The following is a 17,044-nucleotide window of genomic DNA, read 5'->3' on the forward strand; positions in this document are numbered from 1 at the left end:
TCGAACGGAACGGCACGCTGCATTGCGCGGTCGGTGCGGACGGGCTGAAGGAGATCGAGGATCGCGCGGCGCAATGGTCTGCCCGCGGCGCAGCCGTGACGCTGCTCGACGCGGCGGAGACGGCAAAACGCATCGGCAGCGATGCCTATACCGGTTCGCTGCTCGACAAACGCGCCGGCACGCTGCAGCCGCTTGCCTATGCGCGCGGCCTTGCCCATGCCGTCGTCAAGGCCGGTGTCGCCATTCACACATCCAGCCCGGTCGTTTCAACCGAGGGCAATGGCAGCCGCTGGACCGTGAAGACGGCAAGCGGCGAAGTCAGCGCCGAGTGGATCATCGTCGCAACGGACGCCTACAGCACCGGCCCGTGGGAGCAGGTGCGCAGCGAACAGGTGCATCTGCCCTATTTCAATTTCGCCACGGTGCCGCTCGGCCACAATCTGCGTCAATCGATCCTGCCAGGGCGGGAAGGCGCATGGGATACCAAGGAAATTCTCTCTTCCTTCCGCATGGATCAGGCCGGCCGTCTCGTTTTCGGCAGTGTCGGGGCGCTGCGCAATACCGGGCTTGCCGTACACAAGGGCTGGGCCAAACGCGCATTGAAGCGGCTTTTCCCTGTGATCGGCGATGTCGAATTCGAGTGCGAATGGTACGGCCAGATCGGCATGACCGACAATGCGCTGCCGCGCTTCCACAAATTCGCACCTGGTGTCGTCGGCTTTTCGGGCTACAATGGCCGCGGCATTGCCCCCGGTACGGTCTTCGGCCGTACGCTGGCGGAGCATATCCTCGGCCGGCTTCCGGAAGCCGATCTGCCGCTGCCGCTGACTGCGCCCACCGAGCCAAGCTTCCGTGCACTCAAGGAAATATGGTACGAAGCCGGCGCTCAGGTCGCCCATTTCGCCGATGCCCGCTTCTAAGAAGCGATGCACGCTTCTGAGAATAATAAGATTGGAAACACGACAATGACCATCGCCGTCCTCGATCTCGCCACCGAAACCGCCAAACTGCTTGCCGAACTCGGCGTCGATGCCGGCCGCTATCACGGCGGCACGCTTTCCGTCACCTCGCCGGTCACCGGCAAGGAAATCGGCAAACTCAGGGAACATTCCGTTTCCGAGACGAAGGCGGCGATCGAAGCGGCGCATCAGGCCTTCCTCGAATGGCGTGCCGTGCCGGCGCCGAAGCGCGGCGAACTGGTCCGCCTGCTCGGTGAGGAGTTGCGCGCCTCCAAGGCGGCGCTCGGCCGTCTGGTCTCGATCGAGGTCGGCAAGATCACCTCCGAAGGCCTTGGCGAAGTGCAGGAGATGATCGACATCTGCGATTTCGCCGTCGGCCTTTCCCGTCAGCTCTACGGCCTGACGATCGCCACCGAGCGCTCCGAGCACCGGATGATGGAAAGCTGGCATCCGCTCGGCGTGATCGGCATCATCTCCGCCTTCAATTTCCCGGTTGCCGTCTGGTCGTGGAATGCGGCGCTTGCGATGGTCTGCGGCAATTCCACCGTCTGGAAGCCCTCGGAAAAGACGCCGTTGACGGCGCTTGCCGTGCAGGCGCTGTTCGAAAAGGCGCTGAAGCGTTTCGTCGCCGAGGGCGGCACCGCACCGGCCAATCTGTCGACGCTGATCATCGGCGGCCGTGAGGTCGGCGAAGTGCTGGTCGACCATCCGAAGATCCCGCTTGTTTCCGCTACGGGCTCGACGGCGATGGGCCGCGCCGTCGGTCCGCGCCTGTCGCAGCGTTTTGCCCGCGCCATTCTCGAACTCGGAGGCAACAATGCGGCGATCGTCTGCCCGTCTGCCGATCTCGACCTGACGCTGCGCGGCGTTGCCTTCTCCGCCATGGGCACGGCCGGCCAGCGCTGCACGACGCTGCGCCGTCTCTTCGTGCATGACAGCGTCTACGACCAGCTGGTGCCGCGCCTGCAGAAGGCTTACGGCTCCGTCACTATCGGCAACCCGCTCGAAGCAGGTACGCTTGTGGGACCGTTGATTGACGGCCAGGCTTTTAAGAACATGCAGGCAGCGCTTGGTGAGGCGAAATCGGCCGGGGGCACGGTGACCGGCGGCGATCGTGTCGAAACCGGTTCGACCGACGCCTTCTACGTTCGCCCGGCGCTTGTCGAAATGCCTGATCAGACCGGCCCGGTCGAGCACGAGACCTTCGCGCCGATCCTCTATGTGATGAAGTATAGCGATTTCGACGAGGTGCTGGCGCTGCACAATGCCGTGCCGCAGGGGCTGTCGTCGTCGATCTTCACTAACGACATGCGCGAGGCCGAAACCTTCGTCTCCGCCCGCGGTTCGGATTGCGGCATCGCCAACGTCAATCTCGGGCCATCGGGCGCCGAAATCGGCGGCGCCTTTGGCGGCGAGAAGGAGACAGGCGGCGGCCGCGAATCCGGCTCGGATGCTTGGAAGGCCTATATGCGCCGGTCCACCAACACGATCAATTACGGCAGGACGCTGCCACTTGCGCAGGGCGTCAAGTTCGACGTCGAGTAAGCCGACTTCAAAATGCTGCAAAGAGGGCGGCGCTCGCGGAGCGCCGCCTTTTTTGATCAATCGCGATTTATTCCCCTGTAATATGAAATATTTAGTCAAGATATTGTGATGGCTTTTCCGGCAAAGCCAAACTTGAAATCGGCAGTCAGGAAAAATATACGCTCTCATCGCCCTTGGAGAGCTCGGGTGACATCGCCACGGAGGCCATCATGAACATTGCTCTTAACCGTTTTTCCCTCGCGCTTGCCGCTTCGCTTCTCTCCGCCACCGCGCTCGCAGGCAGCGCCAATGCGCAGGACGAAGGTCTCGTTGTTTACAATGCCCAGCACGAAAGTCTGGGCCGCGAATGGATCGCTGCCTTCACCAAGGAGACCGGCATCAAGGTCACCATGCGCCAGGGCAGCGACATGCAATTCGCCAACCAGATCATTCAGGAGGGCGACGCCTCTCCCGCGGATATCTTCCTGACCGAGAATTCGCCGGCAATGACGCTGGTCGATGGCGCGGGCCTCTTCGCCCCCATCGAAAAGGAAACGCTGGATCAGGTTCCGGATCAGTATCGACCGGCCGACGGCATGTGGACGGGCATTGCCGCCCGCACCACCGTCTTTGCCTATGACAACACGAAACTCACCGAAGACAAGCTGCCGAAGTCGATGCTCGACCTCGCAGATCCCGCCTGGAAGGGCCGCTGGGGCGCAGCACCTGCCGGTGCCGACTTCCAGGCCATCGTTGCCGCCCTGCTGCAGCTCAAGGGCGAACAGTCGACGGCCGACTGGCTGAAGGCTCTCAAGGAAAACGCCACTCCCTACAAGGGCAACAGCGTCGCCATGAAGGCCGTCAATTCAGGCGAAGTCGAAGGTGCGATCATCTATCACTATTATTGGTTCGGCGATCAGGCCAAAACAGGCGAGAACAGCAAGAATGTCGGCCTGCACTACTTTAAGAACCAGGACCCGGGCGCTTTCGTCAGCGTTTCGGGCGGCGGCATCCTGAAGTCCACGCAGCACATGAAGGAAGCGCAGGCTTTCCTGAAGTTCCTGACCAGCAAGGCTGGCCAGGTAGTCCTCAAGGATGGCGATTCTTATGAATATGCCATCGGCAAGGATGCGCCCTCCAACGACAAGCTCACTCCGCTTGCCGATCTCAACGCGCCGAAGGTCGAAGCGTCGACCCTCGACAGCAAGAAGGTCGTGGAGCTGATGACGGCCGCCGGCTTGATCTAAAGCGTGGCGCGCCACACTTTAGATCTTTCGTTTTCCGCATGTCGTCGTCGCAAAACCGCGGCACACTTTTGCGCGACATGCTCAGACCTTTCTGCCGCAGGCGTCTTCCGGCCAAAACTATTGCTTTTGGCTCAAGAAAACCTTAGGGCATGACGATATCCGGCAACCGCCTTTCAAAGGCGGTTGCCTTCCTTTTTCAGCGTGTAAAGGCATCGGCCTTGCTGCAGGACAACAGATTGCTCGCATCCGGCAACCAGGCGCCGGTCGCGCCGAGGGCCACGCGAATGGTTTTGCCGCGCGGACGTATGCCGCACGCTTCGGTGATCCTGCTTGCAACCGTCGTCGCGATCTTCAGTCTCGTGCCGCTCGGCTTCATCGGCTGGGTCACCTACGATGTCGGCTGGGAAACAGTGAAGGCCCTGGTCTTTCGGCCACGCGTCGGCGAACTTCTCGTCAATACGGTTCTCCTGGAATCGATCACCATTCCGCTGTCGATCGCGCTTGCCGTGACGCTTGCCTGGCTGACGGAGCGTACGGACATTCCTTTCGCGCGGCTCTGGGCCTGGCTTGCGATCGCTCCGCTCGCCGTACCTGCCTTCGTGCACAGCTATGCCTGGGTCAGCCTCGTTCCCGGCATGCGCGGGCTGCAGAGCGGCGTCTTCGTCTCGGTGATCGCCTATTATCCGTTCCTCTACCTGCCGGTCGTAGCAGCGCTGCGCCGTCTCGATCCGGCCATCGAGGATGCCGCGGCCTCGCTAGGTCTTAATCCCTGGCGGGTCTTCTTCCGCGCCGTGCTGCCGCAGCTGAGACTTGCCATCTGCGGCGGCTCGCTGCTGATTGCGCTGCATCTGCTTTCGGAATACGGCCTGTTCGTCATGATCCGCTTCGACACGTTCGCGACGGCGATCGTCGACCAGTTCCAGTCCTCCTACAACAGCCCGGCCTCCAACATGCTCGGCGGCGTGCTCGTCGCCTGCTGTCTTTTTCTGCTCGGCTTCGAGGTGCTGGTGCGCGGCAATGAACGTTATGCCCGCGTCGGCTCCGGCTCGCCACGTCCGGCGGATCGCCGCCGGCTGGGCTGGTTCGTGGTGCCGGCCGTGTTGCTGCCTGTCATCCTGGCGGCGCTGACGCTCGGCGTGCCGCTGGTGACGCTTGGCCGCTGGCTCTATCTCGGCGGCATCGATATCTGGCGCATCGAAGTCGGCAGCGCCTTCCTGCAGACGATCGTGCTTGCCGTTGTCGGCGGCGTGCTGGCGACGATTGCCGCAGCACCGATGGCCTGGCTTTCCGTGCGTGCGCCGGGCCGCTTCCAGCGTGTGCTCGAAGCCTGCCATTATTATGTCGGCTCGCTGCCGGGCGTCGTCGTGGCGCTGGCGCTGGTGACGATCACCGTGCGTCTCGTGTTGCCGCTCTATCAGACCTTCGCAACGCTGCTCGTTGCCTATGTGATGCTTTTCCTGCCGCGCGCCATGGTCGGGCTGCGTGCCAGCATCGCCCAGGCGCCGGTGGAGCTGGAGCGCGCCGCGATGGGTCTCGGCCGCACCCCGGGCCAGGCGGTGCGGCAGATCACCATGCGGCTTGCAGCACCGGGAGCCGCTGCCAGTGTCGCGCTGGCTGCACTCGGCATCACCAATGAACTCACGGCGACACTGATGCTGTCGCCCAATGGCGTCGATACGCTGGCGACGAAATTCTGGTCGCTGACCAGCGAGATCGATTATGTCTCGGCCGCCCCTTACGCCTTCATGATGGTCGTGCTGTCGCTGCCGCTCACCCTGATGCTCTATACCCAATCGAAACGGACCGCCGGCCAATGACGCTGCTCACGATCGAAAACATCAGCAAGCGCTATGGCCCCGTCCAGGCGCTGAAGGATATTTCGCTCGACGTCGCGGCCGGCAGCCGCACGGCCGTCGTCGGCCCGTCCGGTTCAGGCAAGACGACGCTGCTGCGCATCATTGCCGGCTTCGAGCAACCCGATGTCGGCAGGGTGACGCTGGATGGCGACTTGCTCGCGGACGGTCCGGCGACAGTACCGGCACACAAGCGCGGCATCGGCATCGTCTCGCAGGACGGCGCGCTGTTTCCGCACTTAAGCGTTGCCGAGAATATCGGCTTCGGCTTCGAACGAGGCGCAGCCGATCGCGAGAAGCGCATCGTCGAGTTGCTCGATATGGTCGAGCTCGACCGCGGCATGCTGGCGCGGCGTCCGCACCAGCTTTCCGGCGGCCAGCAGCAGCGCGTGGCGCTCGCCCGCGCACTCGGCCGCAAGCCTCGGCTGATGCTGCTCGACGAACCTTTCTCGGCACTCGATACCGGCCTGCGTGAAAACATGCGCAAGGCGGTTGCGCGCGTGCTGCAGGCGGCAGGCATCACCACCATTCTCGTCACCCATGACCAGGAAGAGGCGCTAACCTTTGCCGATCAGGTCGCGGTGCTCAGGGAAGGACGGCTGATCCAGGCCGGATCGCCGCAGTCATTGTATCTGCATCCGCGTGATCGCGAGACGGCGCTATTTCTCGGCGATGCCGTGCTGCTTCCCGCTATCATTCGCAACGGTTTGGCAGACTGCGCACTCGGCCATGTCGCTGTCGAAGGCAGCCGTCAGGGCAAGGCGGAGATCATGCTGCGGCCCGAGCAGATCCGCGTCGTTGCCGATGATGGGGATCGCGACTATGGCGGGCGTGTCGTCGAGGTGGAATTCGGCGGCGCGGTCTGCACCGTCGCGGTTTCGCTCGAAGGCGTGGCGTTGCCGCCGATCCTGATCAAGACCTCGAGCGTTGCGCTTCCGGCACGCGGTGACCTCGTTCGCCTCGATATCGCTGGCAAGGCGCATGTCTTCGAGAACTGATAAGCTCTAGACTTAGCCGAACTTGCGCACCACTTCTTCCGGCTCGATGCCTTCGAGCCAGCCGCCAGTAAAGCCGGCGCGCTCGAGCCCGAGGCGGATGACCGGCGATTGCCGCATCAGTTTCCAGATGAAATCCGAACGGTCGTTCTCGATGGTCATGACGACAAGGCCCTGGTCGATGCCGACGGTGCGGTCGTCGACCCAGCCTTCCGGCCGCTTGGTTTTGACCGTCGGATTGAAGCCGCCGGGAAAACCGCCTTCCAACAGCAGGTTCGGATAGGTGGTCAGAAGCGCCTTGGTGCCGTCGAGAGCCGCCTGCTTGTCGTAGGGCAGGCAGGCAAGGGCTGCCCAGGGTGCGATCGTGCCGTCATCCGGGCCGAGCGGGGCACCGCGAGCGGCGTAACCCAGAACCTTCGGCTGGCGGCCGCCGCGCATGCGCCGTGTCGGGGGCGGGCCGTCACAGGCGGAGAAGCCCCAGATATTCCTGTTGTAGCCGACGAACTGACCGGGATTGCGCTCGGCATAGTCACGCTGGACGTTGATCATCACCTGCGTGTTGCGGAAATAGTCCCAGTTCCGCTCTGCCATCGGCTTGTCCTGAATGGTGCGGAAGTCGATCCAGGCATGCGAGAAAAGATGGATGAAGAGCGGCCCGGCATAGAGATAGGACTGCTCGCCATGCAGCATCCAGGAATAGCTTGACGTAAAGGCGTCGTAGCTCGATTGCGGGATGGGGTGCGTCGGCGAAGCGAGCGCCAGCGTATAGAGGATGATCGCCTCGTCGAAGCCGTGATAGCGCCAACGCAGGAAGCCGGATGAGGGCTTCCAACCCATGGCAATCGTGTCGCCCTTGTTCAGCGCCCAGCGCCAGTCGACGCGCTCGTAGATGAAGGTGGCGAGTTCACGGATTTCGGTTTCCGTCTCGTTGTCTTCGCGATTGAAATATTGCGCAGCCGTCAGGATGCCGGCGATGAGCAGCGCCGTGTCGATGGTCGAAAGTTCGCTGTTCCAGGCGCGATGGCCGGTATCCATGTGCAGGAAATGGTAGAAGAAGCCGCGATGGCCGGTCGCGTGGCGTTCCTCGCCCTGACGCGCCTCGGCGAAGAACCGCAGCGTATTGACCGTGCGTTCGGCTGCCTCCTCGCGGCTGATCCATAAACGCTCGACACCAACAGGATAGGAGGAAAGCGCAAAGCCGACGGCTGCGATGCTGCACGGAACCCCGCCGATCGAGGTATCCGCCACAAGGCCGTTTTCGGGATTGGTATATTTCAGGAAGTAGTTGAACGCCGAATGCTGCAGCCTGTCGACGAGCGCTGCATCAATGTCTTCAATCCGTTGCAGCATAGGCTCCTACCCAACTGTTGCATCGCCCCACATGCTTCAACATGGTGGCCGTCCCCGGGCAAATCAAACCTTTTTGATTCGCAAGGATAAGAGAACACAAAAGGGTGGAATCGGTCGTTAATAATTATCGGTAAAATAATATCTAGCAGAAGTCATATAAGCGGTGCAGCAAAAAAGAGGGCCTGCGCGCCACCGGCACGGGTTATTTTCCCGCAATACTTGTTTTCCTGATGCTTTGGAGAGTGGATTTTCACGTTCAGGCGGCTTCATCGAGCCGCACCAGATGACCTGCCGACACTTCCCAATATCGGCGCGGCGGCGCGACGTACCCAACCGGGCGAATGGGGCTCTTGAGCTCGTCGGTTCCGAGATTGCGCTTGATGCCGCGCCGTGAGGGGTCGGGAACGGGCACGGCTGCCATCAGCTTCTTCGTATAGGCGTGCTGCGGGTTGCTGAACAGTTGCGCTCGCGGGCCGATCTCGACGATTTCGCCGAGATACATCACCGCGACCCGGTGGCTGACGCGTTCGACCACCGCCATATCGTGGGAAATGAACAGGAAGGCGAGGTTGAGGCTTTGCTGCAGGTCCATCAGCAGATTGCAGACCTGCGCCTTGATCGAGACATCGAGGGCTGAGACGCTTTCGTCGGCGACGATCACCTTCGGATCGAGTGCCAGCGCGCGGGCTATGCAGATGCGCTGGCGCTGACCGCCGGAGAATTCGTGGGGATAGCGTTTCATCATATCGGGTTTCAGTCCGACGCGTTCGAGGAGATCGGCCGCCTTGTCGCGGGCCTGGGCGCCGGTGCCGAGGCCATGCTCCGTAATCGGTTCGGCGACGGCGGCGCCGACGGTCATGCGCGGGTTGAGGCTGGCGAAGGGATCCTGAAAGATCATCTGGATGCTGCGGCGCATCCGTCTGAGACTGGCCGCGTCAAGGCTCAGCACGTCATAACCGTCGAGGCTGACGCTGCCGCCGTTCGGCTGGACGAGGCGGGTGATCGAGCGGCCGGTGGTCGATTTGCCGCAACCGGATTCGCCGACGAGCGACAGAGTCTCGCCCTGGAAGAGATCGAAGGAGACGTCCTCGACCGCATGGATCGCGCCGGTCTTGCGGCCGAGCAGGCCGCCGCGGATGTCGAAACGGGTAACGAGGTTCTTGACTTCGAGGATCGGCGTCCGGCGGCGGTCGACGGTATCGGCCACTTCGATCGGCTCGCGGCGTTCGCCGGTCGTGGTATCGACGACCGGGAAACGCAGCGGCCATTTCCGGTCGGCCATCGAGCCGAGGCGCGGCACGGCCGAGAGCAAAGCGCGGGTATAAGGATGTCTGCCGCGATGGAAGATGTCTTCGGTCGTGCCGGTTTCCACCGCCTCGCCGCGATACATGACGATGGTGCGGTCGGCGATTTCGGCGACGACGCCCATGTCGTGGGTAATAAAGAGCACGGACATGCCCTCTTCTTCCTGCAGCATCTTGATCAGGTCGAGGATCTGGCCCTGGATCGTCACGTCGAGCGCTGTCGTCGGCTCATCGGCGATCAGCAATTTCGGCCGGCTGGCGAGCGCCATGGCGATCATCACGCGCTGGCGCATGCCGCCTGAGAACTGGTGCGGATATTCATCGAAGCGCGAGGCGGCGTTCGGGATGCGGACCTTTTCCAGCAGGCGCACGGTTTCGGCCCGCGCCTCGGCCTTGCCGATATCGCCGTGGCAGGTGAGCGCTTCGGAAATCTGGCGGCCGATGGTGAAGATCGGGTTGAGGGATGTCATCGGCTCCTGGAAGATCATTGCGGCGTCGTTGCCGCGCACCCGGCGCATCTCCTTTTCCGAAAGAGTGAGAACATCCTTTCCGTTCAAGGAGATGGCGCCATCGATGCGGCTCGATCCCTTGGCGAGCAATCGCATAATCGAGAGGGAGGTGACGCTCTTGCCCGAGCCGCTTTCGCCGACGATTACCACCGTCTCTCCAGGCATGACGTCGAAGGAGACGTCGCGCACCACCGGCTTCCAGTCGCCATCGACGAGGAAGGAGGTCGTCAGATTCCGGACGGAGAGAACCGGAGAGGCGGAGGCTGAAGAAACATCAAGCATGTCGTTGCCTTGTTCTTGTCTGGGTTTACGTCTTCAAAGGCGTGGCAAAGGAGGAGGATGGCCTGCCTTCGGCGATACGAGTTGTTTCCAGACCGGCGATCTTTTCATCGATCTCGCGCCTGTCGGTCACGCCGTTCGGATTTTGCCGCGTCGCCATCGTCTCGGCGACATGCAGGTAGCGTTCACCCGCCACTGCATGGAGGCGGACAAGTTCGGCGAGCGGATCGGGATGATCGTCGGCGCGGAGGCTCAGCCAGGGATAATCCTGGTCGCGATGGATGACGAGGGCGGCGGACTGCCTGCCGCGCTTATCGCCGCCGGCATTTTCGCCTGCCTGCATCGCCAGGAGCAGGCGTTCGGCCAGCGGCTTGTCCATCGCCTTGTTGTAGGCGGCAAGCGTCTTAGTAATGACGGCAGGCCCCGCAAGCATGTTGCCGGCGACCGAGACGTTTTCGTCGATCAGGTGCCCGGCCCAGTCGATGCATGCGGGACCGGTGAAGGCGGCGTTGCGCCCCTTCGCATCGATGAGGTGCAACTGCCGCTGATCGCGGCCGGCGTCACGCGCGGTCAGTTCAGCGATGATCTCCTCCGGCGCCCTGCCGGCGGCAAGCAGCGACAGGCCGTCGACGCCGTAAAGCGGGCTGACGAAGGCCTGGGTGGCGACGGCGCCGATGCCGCCGCGAATATGCGGAACAAGGGCGCCGACGGCGAAGAAGCGGCTCGCGACGGCGATGCCGAGATGACCTGTCGAGGGATCACGGGCGACGATCGACCAGGTCATGACTATCTCCCGATCGCATAGGCCTGCATCAGGCGCGGGGTGGCTGCGGCGCGCAGCAGGCCGTCGGCATCGCGTCTCGCAGCGGTCAGCCGACCGATCGTCCAGACATCGGCGACCGTCAGCTTGTGGCCCTTGCGGCGCAGGGCATCGAGGACTTCAGGGCCGAAATTCGCTTCCGCCATCAGGCTGCCGGGCTCGCGGGTGCGCGGATAGAAAGAGCCCGGAAAATGCGAAGTGTGGAACAGCGGCTGGTCGATCGCCGCCTGCAGGTTCAGCTTGTGGTGCGCATACCGCAGGAAGAAGGAAAGTTGCCACTGTTCCTGCTGGTCGCCGCCGGGTGTGCCGAAGGCCAGCGTCGGGCGGCCCTCATAGAGGCCGAGCGACGGTGTCAGCGTTGTGCGCGGCCGCTTGCCGGGAGCAAGTGATGTCGGCAGGCCTGGTTTCAGCCAGAACATCTGGGCGCGGGAATTGAGGCAGAAGCCGAGGCCGGGCACCGTCGGGGAGGATTGCAGCCAGCCGCCGGACGGGGTGACGGAGACCATGTTGCCGTCGCGGTCGATGACGTCGATATGCACGGTGTCGCCGCGCTTTTCGGAAAGGTGCGCCATGGTCGGCTCGTAGACGGCGCCGGTCTTCGAATCCGCGCCGAGCATCTTCATCGTCAGATCATGCTGCGCCTCGAAGCCAGGCACGATGCCGGGGCGAAGATCGAAGGAGGCGTCCGCGCCAACGAGCTTGCGACGCTCGGCGGCATAGGTCTCCGACAGCAGATGCGCGATGGGAACCTCCGAAAAATCAGGATCGCCATAATAGACTTCGCGGTCGGCGAAGGCGAGCTTCATCGCCTCGACGACGGTGTGGACGAAATCGGCGCCGGCGGGGTTCATCGCGGCGAGATCGAAGCCTTTGAGGATCGACAGGGTCTGCAGGAAGACCGGACCCTGGCCCCAGGGGCCGATCTTGGCGATGGTCCAGCCATGATAATCATAGGTCAGCGGCTCCTCGATCGTTGCCGACCAATTCGCCATGTCGTTGGCAGTCAGGACGCCCTTGTGGCGGTTGCTGCTCGCATCCATCACCTCGGCGGTCTTCAGATAATCGTCGATCTTCTCGGCGACGAAGCCGCGATAGAAGGCGTCGCGGGCCGCCTGCACCTGCGCTTCCCGGCCGCTTTTCGCTTCGGCCTCGGCGATGACGCGCTTCCAGGTTTCGGCAAGCACCGGATTCCTGACATTCGCATGCGCTTCGGGCGCGCTGCCGCCCGGCAGCCAGGTCTCGTAGGAGGTCGGCCATTCCTTCTCGAAGAAGGCGGCAAGCCCCTTGATCGTGGCGGAGACGCGCGGCAGCAGGGGATGGCCGTGCTCGGCGTAATAGATCGCCGGTTCCAGCACATCGCGCACACTCATCGAGCCGTAGTCGCGCAGCATCAGCATCCAGCCATCGAAGGAGCCGGGGATCACGGTCGCAAGCAGACCGTCGCCGGGGATCAGGCTCAGGCCCTCCGCCGTGTAGTGTTCGATCGTCGCGCCGGCGGGGGCGGGGCCTTGCGCGCAGATGACCTCGACCTTGTCCTTTTTCTTCGAATAGATCACCGCCGGCAGGTCGCCGCCCGGGCCGCAAAGATGCGGCTCGACGATCTGCAGCACGAAGCCCGTCGCCACTGCCGCGTCGAAGGCGTTGCCGCCCTTTTCGAGAATGCTCATGCCGACGGCCGAGGCGATCCAGTGCGTGGAGGTGACGACGCCGAAGGTGCCGAGGATTTCTGGACGGGTCGTGAATGCGGTCATGTCAAATGTCCTTTCAAGAAATCATGCTTCGCGCGGATCGAGCGCATCGCGCAGGCCGTCGCCTAGGAGATTGAAACCGATGACGACGAGGAAGATCGCGGCACCCGGCCACATCGCCATCCATGGCGCCTGGGAGAGGAAATTTTTGGCGACGTTCAGCATCGAGCCCCAGCTCGGCGCCGGCGGTTGCTGCCCGAGGCCGAGGAAGGAGAGGCTCGCTTCGGCGATGATCGCCGTTGCGATGGTCAATGTCGCCTGCACGAGGATCGGCGCAAAAACATTCGGCAGGATATAGCGGGTGATGATGCTCGAGGACCGGAGGCCGATCGAGCGGGCCCCCTCGACATATTCTTCGGTCTTGACCGAGAGCACCTGGCCGCGCGTCAGCCGCACGAAGACCGGCATGGCCGAAAGGCCGATCGCAATCATCGCATTGGTCAGGCTCGGACCGAGAAAGGCTGCAAGCGCAATCGCGGTGATGAGGAAAGGCATCGCCAGAAAGGCTTCGGTGATGCGAGAGATCACCATGTCGATCCAGCCGCCGAAATAACCGGAGATAAGGCCGAAGGGCACGCCGATGACAACGGCGATCGCGACCGAGAAGACGCCGGCCATCAGCGAGGCCTGCGCGCCCCAGATCATCCGGGAAAGAATGTCGCGGCCGATGTCGTCGGTGCCGAGCCAATGGGCGGCGGAGGGCGCCTTGCGGATCGCCGACCAGCTTGTGGCGTTCGGATCGGGAATCGGAAGAAGGGGAGCGGCAATGGCGAGAATGGCGAAGAAGGCGATGATCGCGAGGCCGACGAGGGCGCCCTTGTTGGCCTTCAGCTTGCGCCAGGCACGGCTCGGCGTGCGGTCGATCGCGGAGGGAATGCCGGTCTCACCGATCGCGGTCATAGGGCGGCCCTCATGCGCGGATTGAGCAGGACGTAGAGAATATCGGCCAAGAGGTTCATCAGGATGAAGCCGATCGCCGTGCAGATCACCACACCCTGGACGACGGCGTAGTCACGGTTGAAGACGGCGTCGACGATGAGCTTTCCGAAACCCGGAATGGTGAAGATCTGCTCGGTCAGCACGGCGCCGGCAAGCAGTTCGCCAAAGAGCAGCGCGGTCAGCGTCACGATCGGCAGCATCGCGTTGCGGAAGCTGTGCTCGAGCACGACAGTGCTTTCCGGCAGTCCCTTGGCGCGCGCGGTGCGGATGTAATCGGCGCTCAGCACGCTGAGCATTGCCGAGCGGGTATGCCGCATCAGCGTCGCCGCCAACGCATTGCCGAGCACGAAAGAGGGCATCAGCATGGTTTCCAGCGAACGCAGCGGGTTGCTGAAGAAGGGTTCGTAGCCGGATGCCGGCAGCCAGCCGAGATTGACCGAAACCAGCAGGATCAGCATGATGCCGAGCCAGAAATTCGGGATCGACAGGCCGGTCAGCGCGATGATGTTGGCGAGATAGTCGATCATCGTGTTCTTCTTGACGGCCGCCAGGATGCCCATCGGCACGCCGATGACAAAGGCGAAGATCATCGACATGATGGCAAGCTGGATGGTGACCGGCAGCTTTTCGCCGATGAGCTGCAGAACCGGCTGGTTGGTGCGCAGCGAGATGCCGAGGTCGCCCTGCAGTGCCGCACCCAGCCAGCGGACATATTGATAGGGCACCGGATCGTTCAGCCGGTATTTCTCGCGCAGGAATTCGAGAACCTGCGGGTCGCGTTCCTCGCCGGCCATGGCAAGGATCGGATCGCCGGGCAACAGCTTCTGCAGCGAGAAGACGAAGACCGAAATGATCAAAAGCGTCGGTATGGCGACCAAGAGTCGTTTGGCGATGTAGGTGTACATGGGCGATCCTGACACGACTGGGATCATGCGGCGGGTTTCCGCCGCATGATTTGCTGGATCAAAAAGTAGAGCATGATGTCGTCCGAAAACCGCTCACACTTTTCGGCATCATGCTCTAGGGATCAGCCGGCTTTCTTGACGCCGACGAGGCGGATCATGCCATCCGGCGACGGAACGAAGCCGGTGATGTTCTTGTGCAGCGCCCAGATCCAGGACTGATGGCCGAGATAGATGATCGGCAGATCGTCGTTGAGGATGACCGCGGCGGCATCATAATTCTGCTTGCGCACGGCCTCGTCGGTCGACGCACGGGCTTCGTTCAGCAGCTTGTCGACCTCGGCGTTGCAGTATTTCGTGTCGTTGATGCCGCCCTTGCAGGTGATGAACTGATGGATATTGCCATCGGGATCGACGCGGCCGGACCAGTCGGAACGGCTGAGCTGATAGTTGCCGGCCGTCTGCTCGCTCAGCAGCGTGGCGAATTCCGTCGACTTCAGGCTGACGTCAAAGCCGGCTTCGCCGACCATCGACTGGATGATCTGCATCATCTGCATGGCAACGGGATTGTTCGGGATCTGAAGCTCGATCGGCACACGGTCGAAGCCGGCTTCCTTGATCAGCGCCTTGGCCTTGTCGAGATCGCGGGGGGGGACGGGAATATCCTTGTCGAACCACGGGCTGCTCGGCGGGAAGGGCTGGTTGCCGGCAACCGCCGTGCCCTCATAGACGATCTGGTTGACGGCATCGCGGTCGATCGCCAGCGAGAAGGCCTGGCGCAGGCGCTTGTCCTTGCCGAAAGGATTGTCGGCACGTGCGCCGTTGCCGATATTGGTGTAGAGCGCCATGTAGCCGGTGCCGACGGCGTCGGCATAGACAAGGCTCGAATCCGCCTTCACGGCTTCAGCGTCGGTTGCCGCCAGGCGCTCGATCATGTCGAGATCGCCGGACCGCAGATTGGCGAGGCGTACCGTCGTATCCGGGATCGGCAGATAGGTGAGCTTGTCGATGAAGATCTTGTCCTTGTTCCAGTAGTCCTGGAACTTTTCAAGCACGATGCGGTCCTGCTGCACGCGTTCGACGAACTTGAACGGACCGGCGCAGACCGGGTGATCGCCGAATTTGGCGCCGAGTTCCTTGGCGGCCTTCGGCGAGACGATCATGCCGGCGCGGTCGGAAAGCTGGGCAAGAAGGGTGACGTCAGGCGCCTTGAGGGTGAACTTGACCTGGTATTCGCTTGCAGCCTCGACCTTTGCGACCGAGGCAAGCTCGCTCTTGCGGCGTGATTCCGGCAGGGTGATGTTGCGCTCGATGGTGGCGACGACGGCTTCGGCGTTGAAGGGGGTCTCGTCATGGAACTTGACGCCCTGGCGGAGCTTCATGGTGAGCTCTTTGCCATCGGCCGACCAGCTCCATTCGGTAGCAAGCTGCGGCACGATCTTCAGGTCCGGTGAGACGTCAACCAGCTTGTCGCACATCGCGGTATAGACGATGCGGCCGACGAAGGTGCGCGACTGCGCGGGATCGAGCACGTCGGCATCGTCCTGCAGGCCGATCTTCAGGTCGACGGCGAAGGCAGGAAGTGCAAGCAGTGCGCCGGCAACGGCGGTGGTCAGCAATTTGGCGATCTTCATTCCATTCTCCTCTGTCTATTTTTGTTTGGTTTTTGCTTCCATTCCGGCGGTTATGGCCCGCCTGTATTTTTTCTCCCGGCTCACCTCCCCCTGTTCAGGCGAGGGTCTTGTCGGCCTCCGTTTCGCTGTGATCGAGCGAGGTGATGCGGACGAGGCTTTCCTGCAGCGTCAGCAGATGCTGGCGCATCGCTTCGCCGGCTCTGGCCGGATCGCGGGCGGCAATCGCATCGACGATCGCCGTGTGCTGGTTAAAGGTAACGGGCCGCGTCCGGCTGGCGCTGCGGGCGCGCTCGCGGATCGTCTGCCAGGCCTCGTCCTGGCGCACCCGGTTGATGACGTCGAAGATGGTGAGGAAAAAACCGTTGCCGGCGCATTGGGCGATTTGGCGGTGCAGCGCCCCGTCCCAGAGTTCGCGCCCGTCGGCATCGGTGCTTTCGTAGATCTTCTTCACCAGATCGTACATGCGCTCGATATCGGCGGCCTTGGCGCGCATGGCGGCAAGCTGGGCGAGCTGCGGCTCGATGCGCAGGCGCACTTCCATGACTTCCATGAGATCGGTGCCGGCAACGATCGAGCCGACATGATCGCTCCAGCCGTCGGGGCGCGGCCCGGCATAGGTGCCGGAGCCTTGGCGGCGCCAGACGCGCCCCTCGGCCTCCAGCACTTCGAGGGCGCGACGCACGGCACGGCGGCCGACGCCAAGCATTTCCGAAAGGGTGCGCTCGGTCGGCAGCTTGCCGTCGGCGTCGAGACTGTCGGATCGCAGGAGAGCCCTCAGCTTCTCCAGCGCATAATTCGAATTGCCCTGCGCTTCATCCATCGGCATTCGCTTAAATGGTCCGTACCAATTTTCTATTGGTTCAGTGCAAACCAAATCGCGCCGACCGTCAAGCGCTTTTTTGTGCAAATGGAAATCTGCCCGTTTTTTGCTCAAATCCCGCTATTGTCGCGGTACGGGAAAACAGTCGATCGCGGCGACAG

General features: G+C 62.7%; 13 protein-coding genes. 5 read left to right on the top strand and 8 right to left on the bottom strand.

What is annotated here, in order from left to right; translation table 11 throughout:
• The 5 genes from FY112_RS35550 to FY112_RS35570 form a co-directional block, all read left to right on the top strand.
• Positions 1–920, top strand: a 920-nt coding sequence (locus FY112_RS35550; RefSeq protein WP_246700830.1) for an FAD-binding oxidoreductase, incomplete at its 5' end; no start/stop codon positions are given.
• Between the two features lie 45 nt (positions 921–965).
• Positions 966–2,504 carry an aldehyde dehydrogenase family protein gene (locus FY112_RS35555; protein WP_017962496.1) on the top strand — a complete coding sequence of 513 codons (1,539 nt, stop codon included), beginning with the start codon at positions 966–968 and terminating at the stop codon, positions 2,502–2,504.
• Between the two features lie 209 nt (positions 2,505–2,713).
• Entirely contained in the window at positions 2,714–3,730 is a 1,017-nt protein-coding gene (locus FY112_RS35560) for an iron ABC transporter substrate-binding protein (RefSeq protein WP_026158932.1), read from the top strand.
• Between the two features lie 149 nt (positions 3,731–3,879).
• Positions 3,880–5,547: an iron ABC transporter permease gene (locus tag FY112_RS35565; protein ID WP_151520417.1), complete on the top strand. Its 1,668-nt coding sequence runs from the start codon at positions 3,880–3,882 to the stop codon at positions 5,545–5,547.
• Entirely contained in the window at positions 5,544–6,581 is a 1,038-nt protein-coding gene (locus tag FY112_RS35570) for an ABC transporter ATP-binding protein (RefSeq protein ID WP_151520418.1), read from the top strand. Before FY112_RS35565 ends, FY112_RS35570 begins: the two co-directional genes overlap by 4 nt.
• A 12-nt stretch (positions 6,582–6,593) precedes the next feature.
• On the opposite strand, the gene FY112_RS35575 is transcribed toward FY112_RS35570, so the two are convergent.
• The 8 genes from FY112_RS35575 to FY112_RS35610 all read right to left on the bottom strand — a co-directional run bounded on the left by FY112_RS35575 (position 6,594) and on the right by FY112_RS35610 (position 16,889).
• Complete coding sequence (locus FY112_RS35575; RefSeq protein ID WP_151520419.1) at positions 6,594–7,928, bottom strand: glucoamylase family protein; 1,335 nt, start codon at positions 7,926–7,928, stop codon at positions 6,594–6,596.
• A 256-nt stretch (positions 7,929–8,184) separates the two neighbouring features.
• Positions 8,185–10,023, bottom strand: coding sequence for an ABC transporter ATP-binding protein (locus FY112_RS35580; protein WP_151520420.1), 1,839 nt, complete (start codon positions 10,021–10,023; stop codon positions 8,185–8,187).
• Positions 10,024–10,048: 25 nt separating this feature from the next.
• A complete protein-coding gene (locus FY112_RS35585; protein ID WP_151520421.1) occupies positions 10,049–10,804 on the bottom strand; it encodes a DUF1028 domain-containing protein in 756 nt (251 codons plus the stop codon).
• 2 nt (positions 10,805–10,806) lie between these two features.
• Positions 10,807–12,591: a gamma-glutamyltransferase family protein gene (locus FY112_RS35590; protein ID WP_151520422.1), complete on the bottom strand. Its 1,785-nt coding sequence runs from the start codon at positions 12,589–12,591 to the stop codon at positions 10,807–10,809.
• A 21-nt stretch (positions 12,592–12,612) separates the two neighbouring features.
• Positions 12,613–13,488, bottom strand: a complete 876-nt coding sequence (locus FY112_RS35595) for an ABC transporter permease (RefSeq protein ID WP_027666974.1) — start codon at positions 13,486–13,488, stop codon at positions 12,613–12,615.
• Positions 13,485–14,432: an ABC transporter permease gene (locus FY112_RS35600; RefSeq protein WP_003543697.1), complete on the bottom strand. Its 948-nt coding sequence runs from the start codon at positions 14,430–14,432 to the stop codon at positions 13,485–13,487. Before FY112_RS35600 ends, FY112_RS35595 begins: the two co-directional genes overlap by 4 nt.
• 122 nt (positions 14,433–14,554) lie before the next feature.
• Positions 14,555–16,063 carry an ABC transporter substrate-binding protein gene (locus FY112_RS35605; RefSeq protein WP_151520423.1) on the bottom strand — a complete coding sequence of 503 codons (1,509 nt, stop codon included), beginning with the start codon at positions 16,061–16,063 and terminating at the stop codon, positions 14,555–14,557.
• Positions 16,064–16,157: 94 nt separating this feature from the next.
• On the bottom strand, positions 16,158–16,889 hold the full coding sequence (locus FY112_RS35610; protein WP_151520424.1) for a FadR/GntR family transcriptional regulator: 732 nt from the start codon (positions 16,887–16,889) through the stop codon (positions 16,158–16,160).
• Positions 16,890–17,044 lie beyond the last annotated feature (155 nt).

Source organism: Rhizobium sp. PEPV16, from assembly GCF_008919455.1.
GTDB classification, from domain to species: domain Bacteria; phylum Pseudomonadota; class Alphaproteobacteria; order Rhizobiales; family Rhizobiaceae; genus Rhizobium; species Rhizobium leguminosarum_Q.

What these genes read in the sequence shown, in the direction of transcription:
- FY112_RS35555 (WP_017962496.1), top strand. Translation starts at nt 966, where the DNA reads ATGACCATCGCCGTCCTCGATCTCGCCACCGAAACCGCCAAACTGCTT.
- FY112_RS35560 (WP_026158932.1), top strand. Translation starts at nt 2,714, where the DNA reads ATGAACATTGCTCTTAACCGTTTTTCCCTCGCGCTTGCCGCTTCGCTT.
- FY112_RS35565 (WP_151520417.1), top strand. Translation starts at nt 3,880, where the DNA reads ATGACGATATCCGGCAACCGCCTTTCAAAGGCGGTTGCCTTCCTTTTT.
- FY112_RS35570 (WP_151520418.1), top strand. Translation starts at nt 5,544, where the DNA reads ATGACGCTGCTCACGATCGAAAACATCAGCAAGCGCTATGGCCCCGTC.
- FY112_RS35575 (WP_151520419.1), bottom strand. Translation starts at nt 7,928, where the DNA reads ATGCTGCAACGGATTGAAGACATTGATGCAGCGCTCGTCGACAGGCTG.
- FY112_RS35580 (WP_151520420.1), bottom strand. Translation starts at nt 10,023, where the DNA reads ATGCTTGATGTTTCTTCAGCCTCCGCCTCTCCGGTTCTCTCCGTCCGG.
- FY112_RS35585 (WP_151520421.1), bottom strand. Translation starts at nt 10,804, where the DNA reads ATGACCTGGTCGATCGTCGCCCGTGATCCCTCGACAGGTCATCTCGGC.
- FY112_RS35590 (WP_151520422.1), bottom strand. Translation starts at nt 12,591, where the DNA reads ATGACCGCATTCACGACCCGTCCAGAAATCCTCGGCACCTTCGGCGTC.
- FY112_RS35595 (WP_027666974.1), bottom strand. Translation starts at nt 13,488, where the DNA reads ATGACCGCGATCGGTGAGACCGGCATTCCCTCCGCGATCGACCGCACG.
- FY112_RS35600 (WP_003543697.1), bottom strand. Translation starts at nt 14,432, where the DNA reads ATGTACACCTACATCGCCAAACGACTCTTGGTCGCCATACCGACGCTT.
- FY112_RS35605 (WP_151520423.1), bottom strand. Translation starts at nt 16,063, where the DNA reads ATGAAGATCGCCAAATTGCTGACCACCGCCGTTGCCGGCGCACTGCTT.
- FY112_RS35610 (WP_151520424.1), bottom strand. Translation starts at nt 16,889, where the DNA reads ATGCCGATGGATGAAGCGCAGGGCAATTCGAATTATGCGCTGGAGAAG.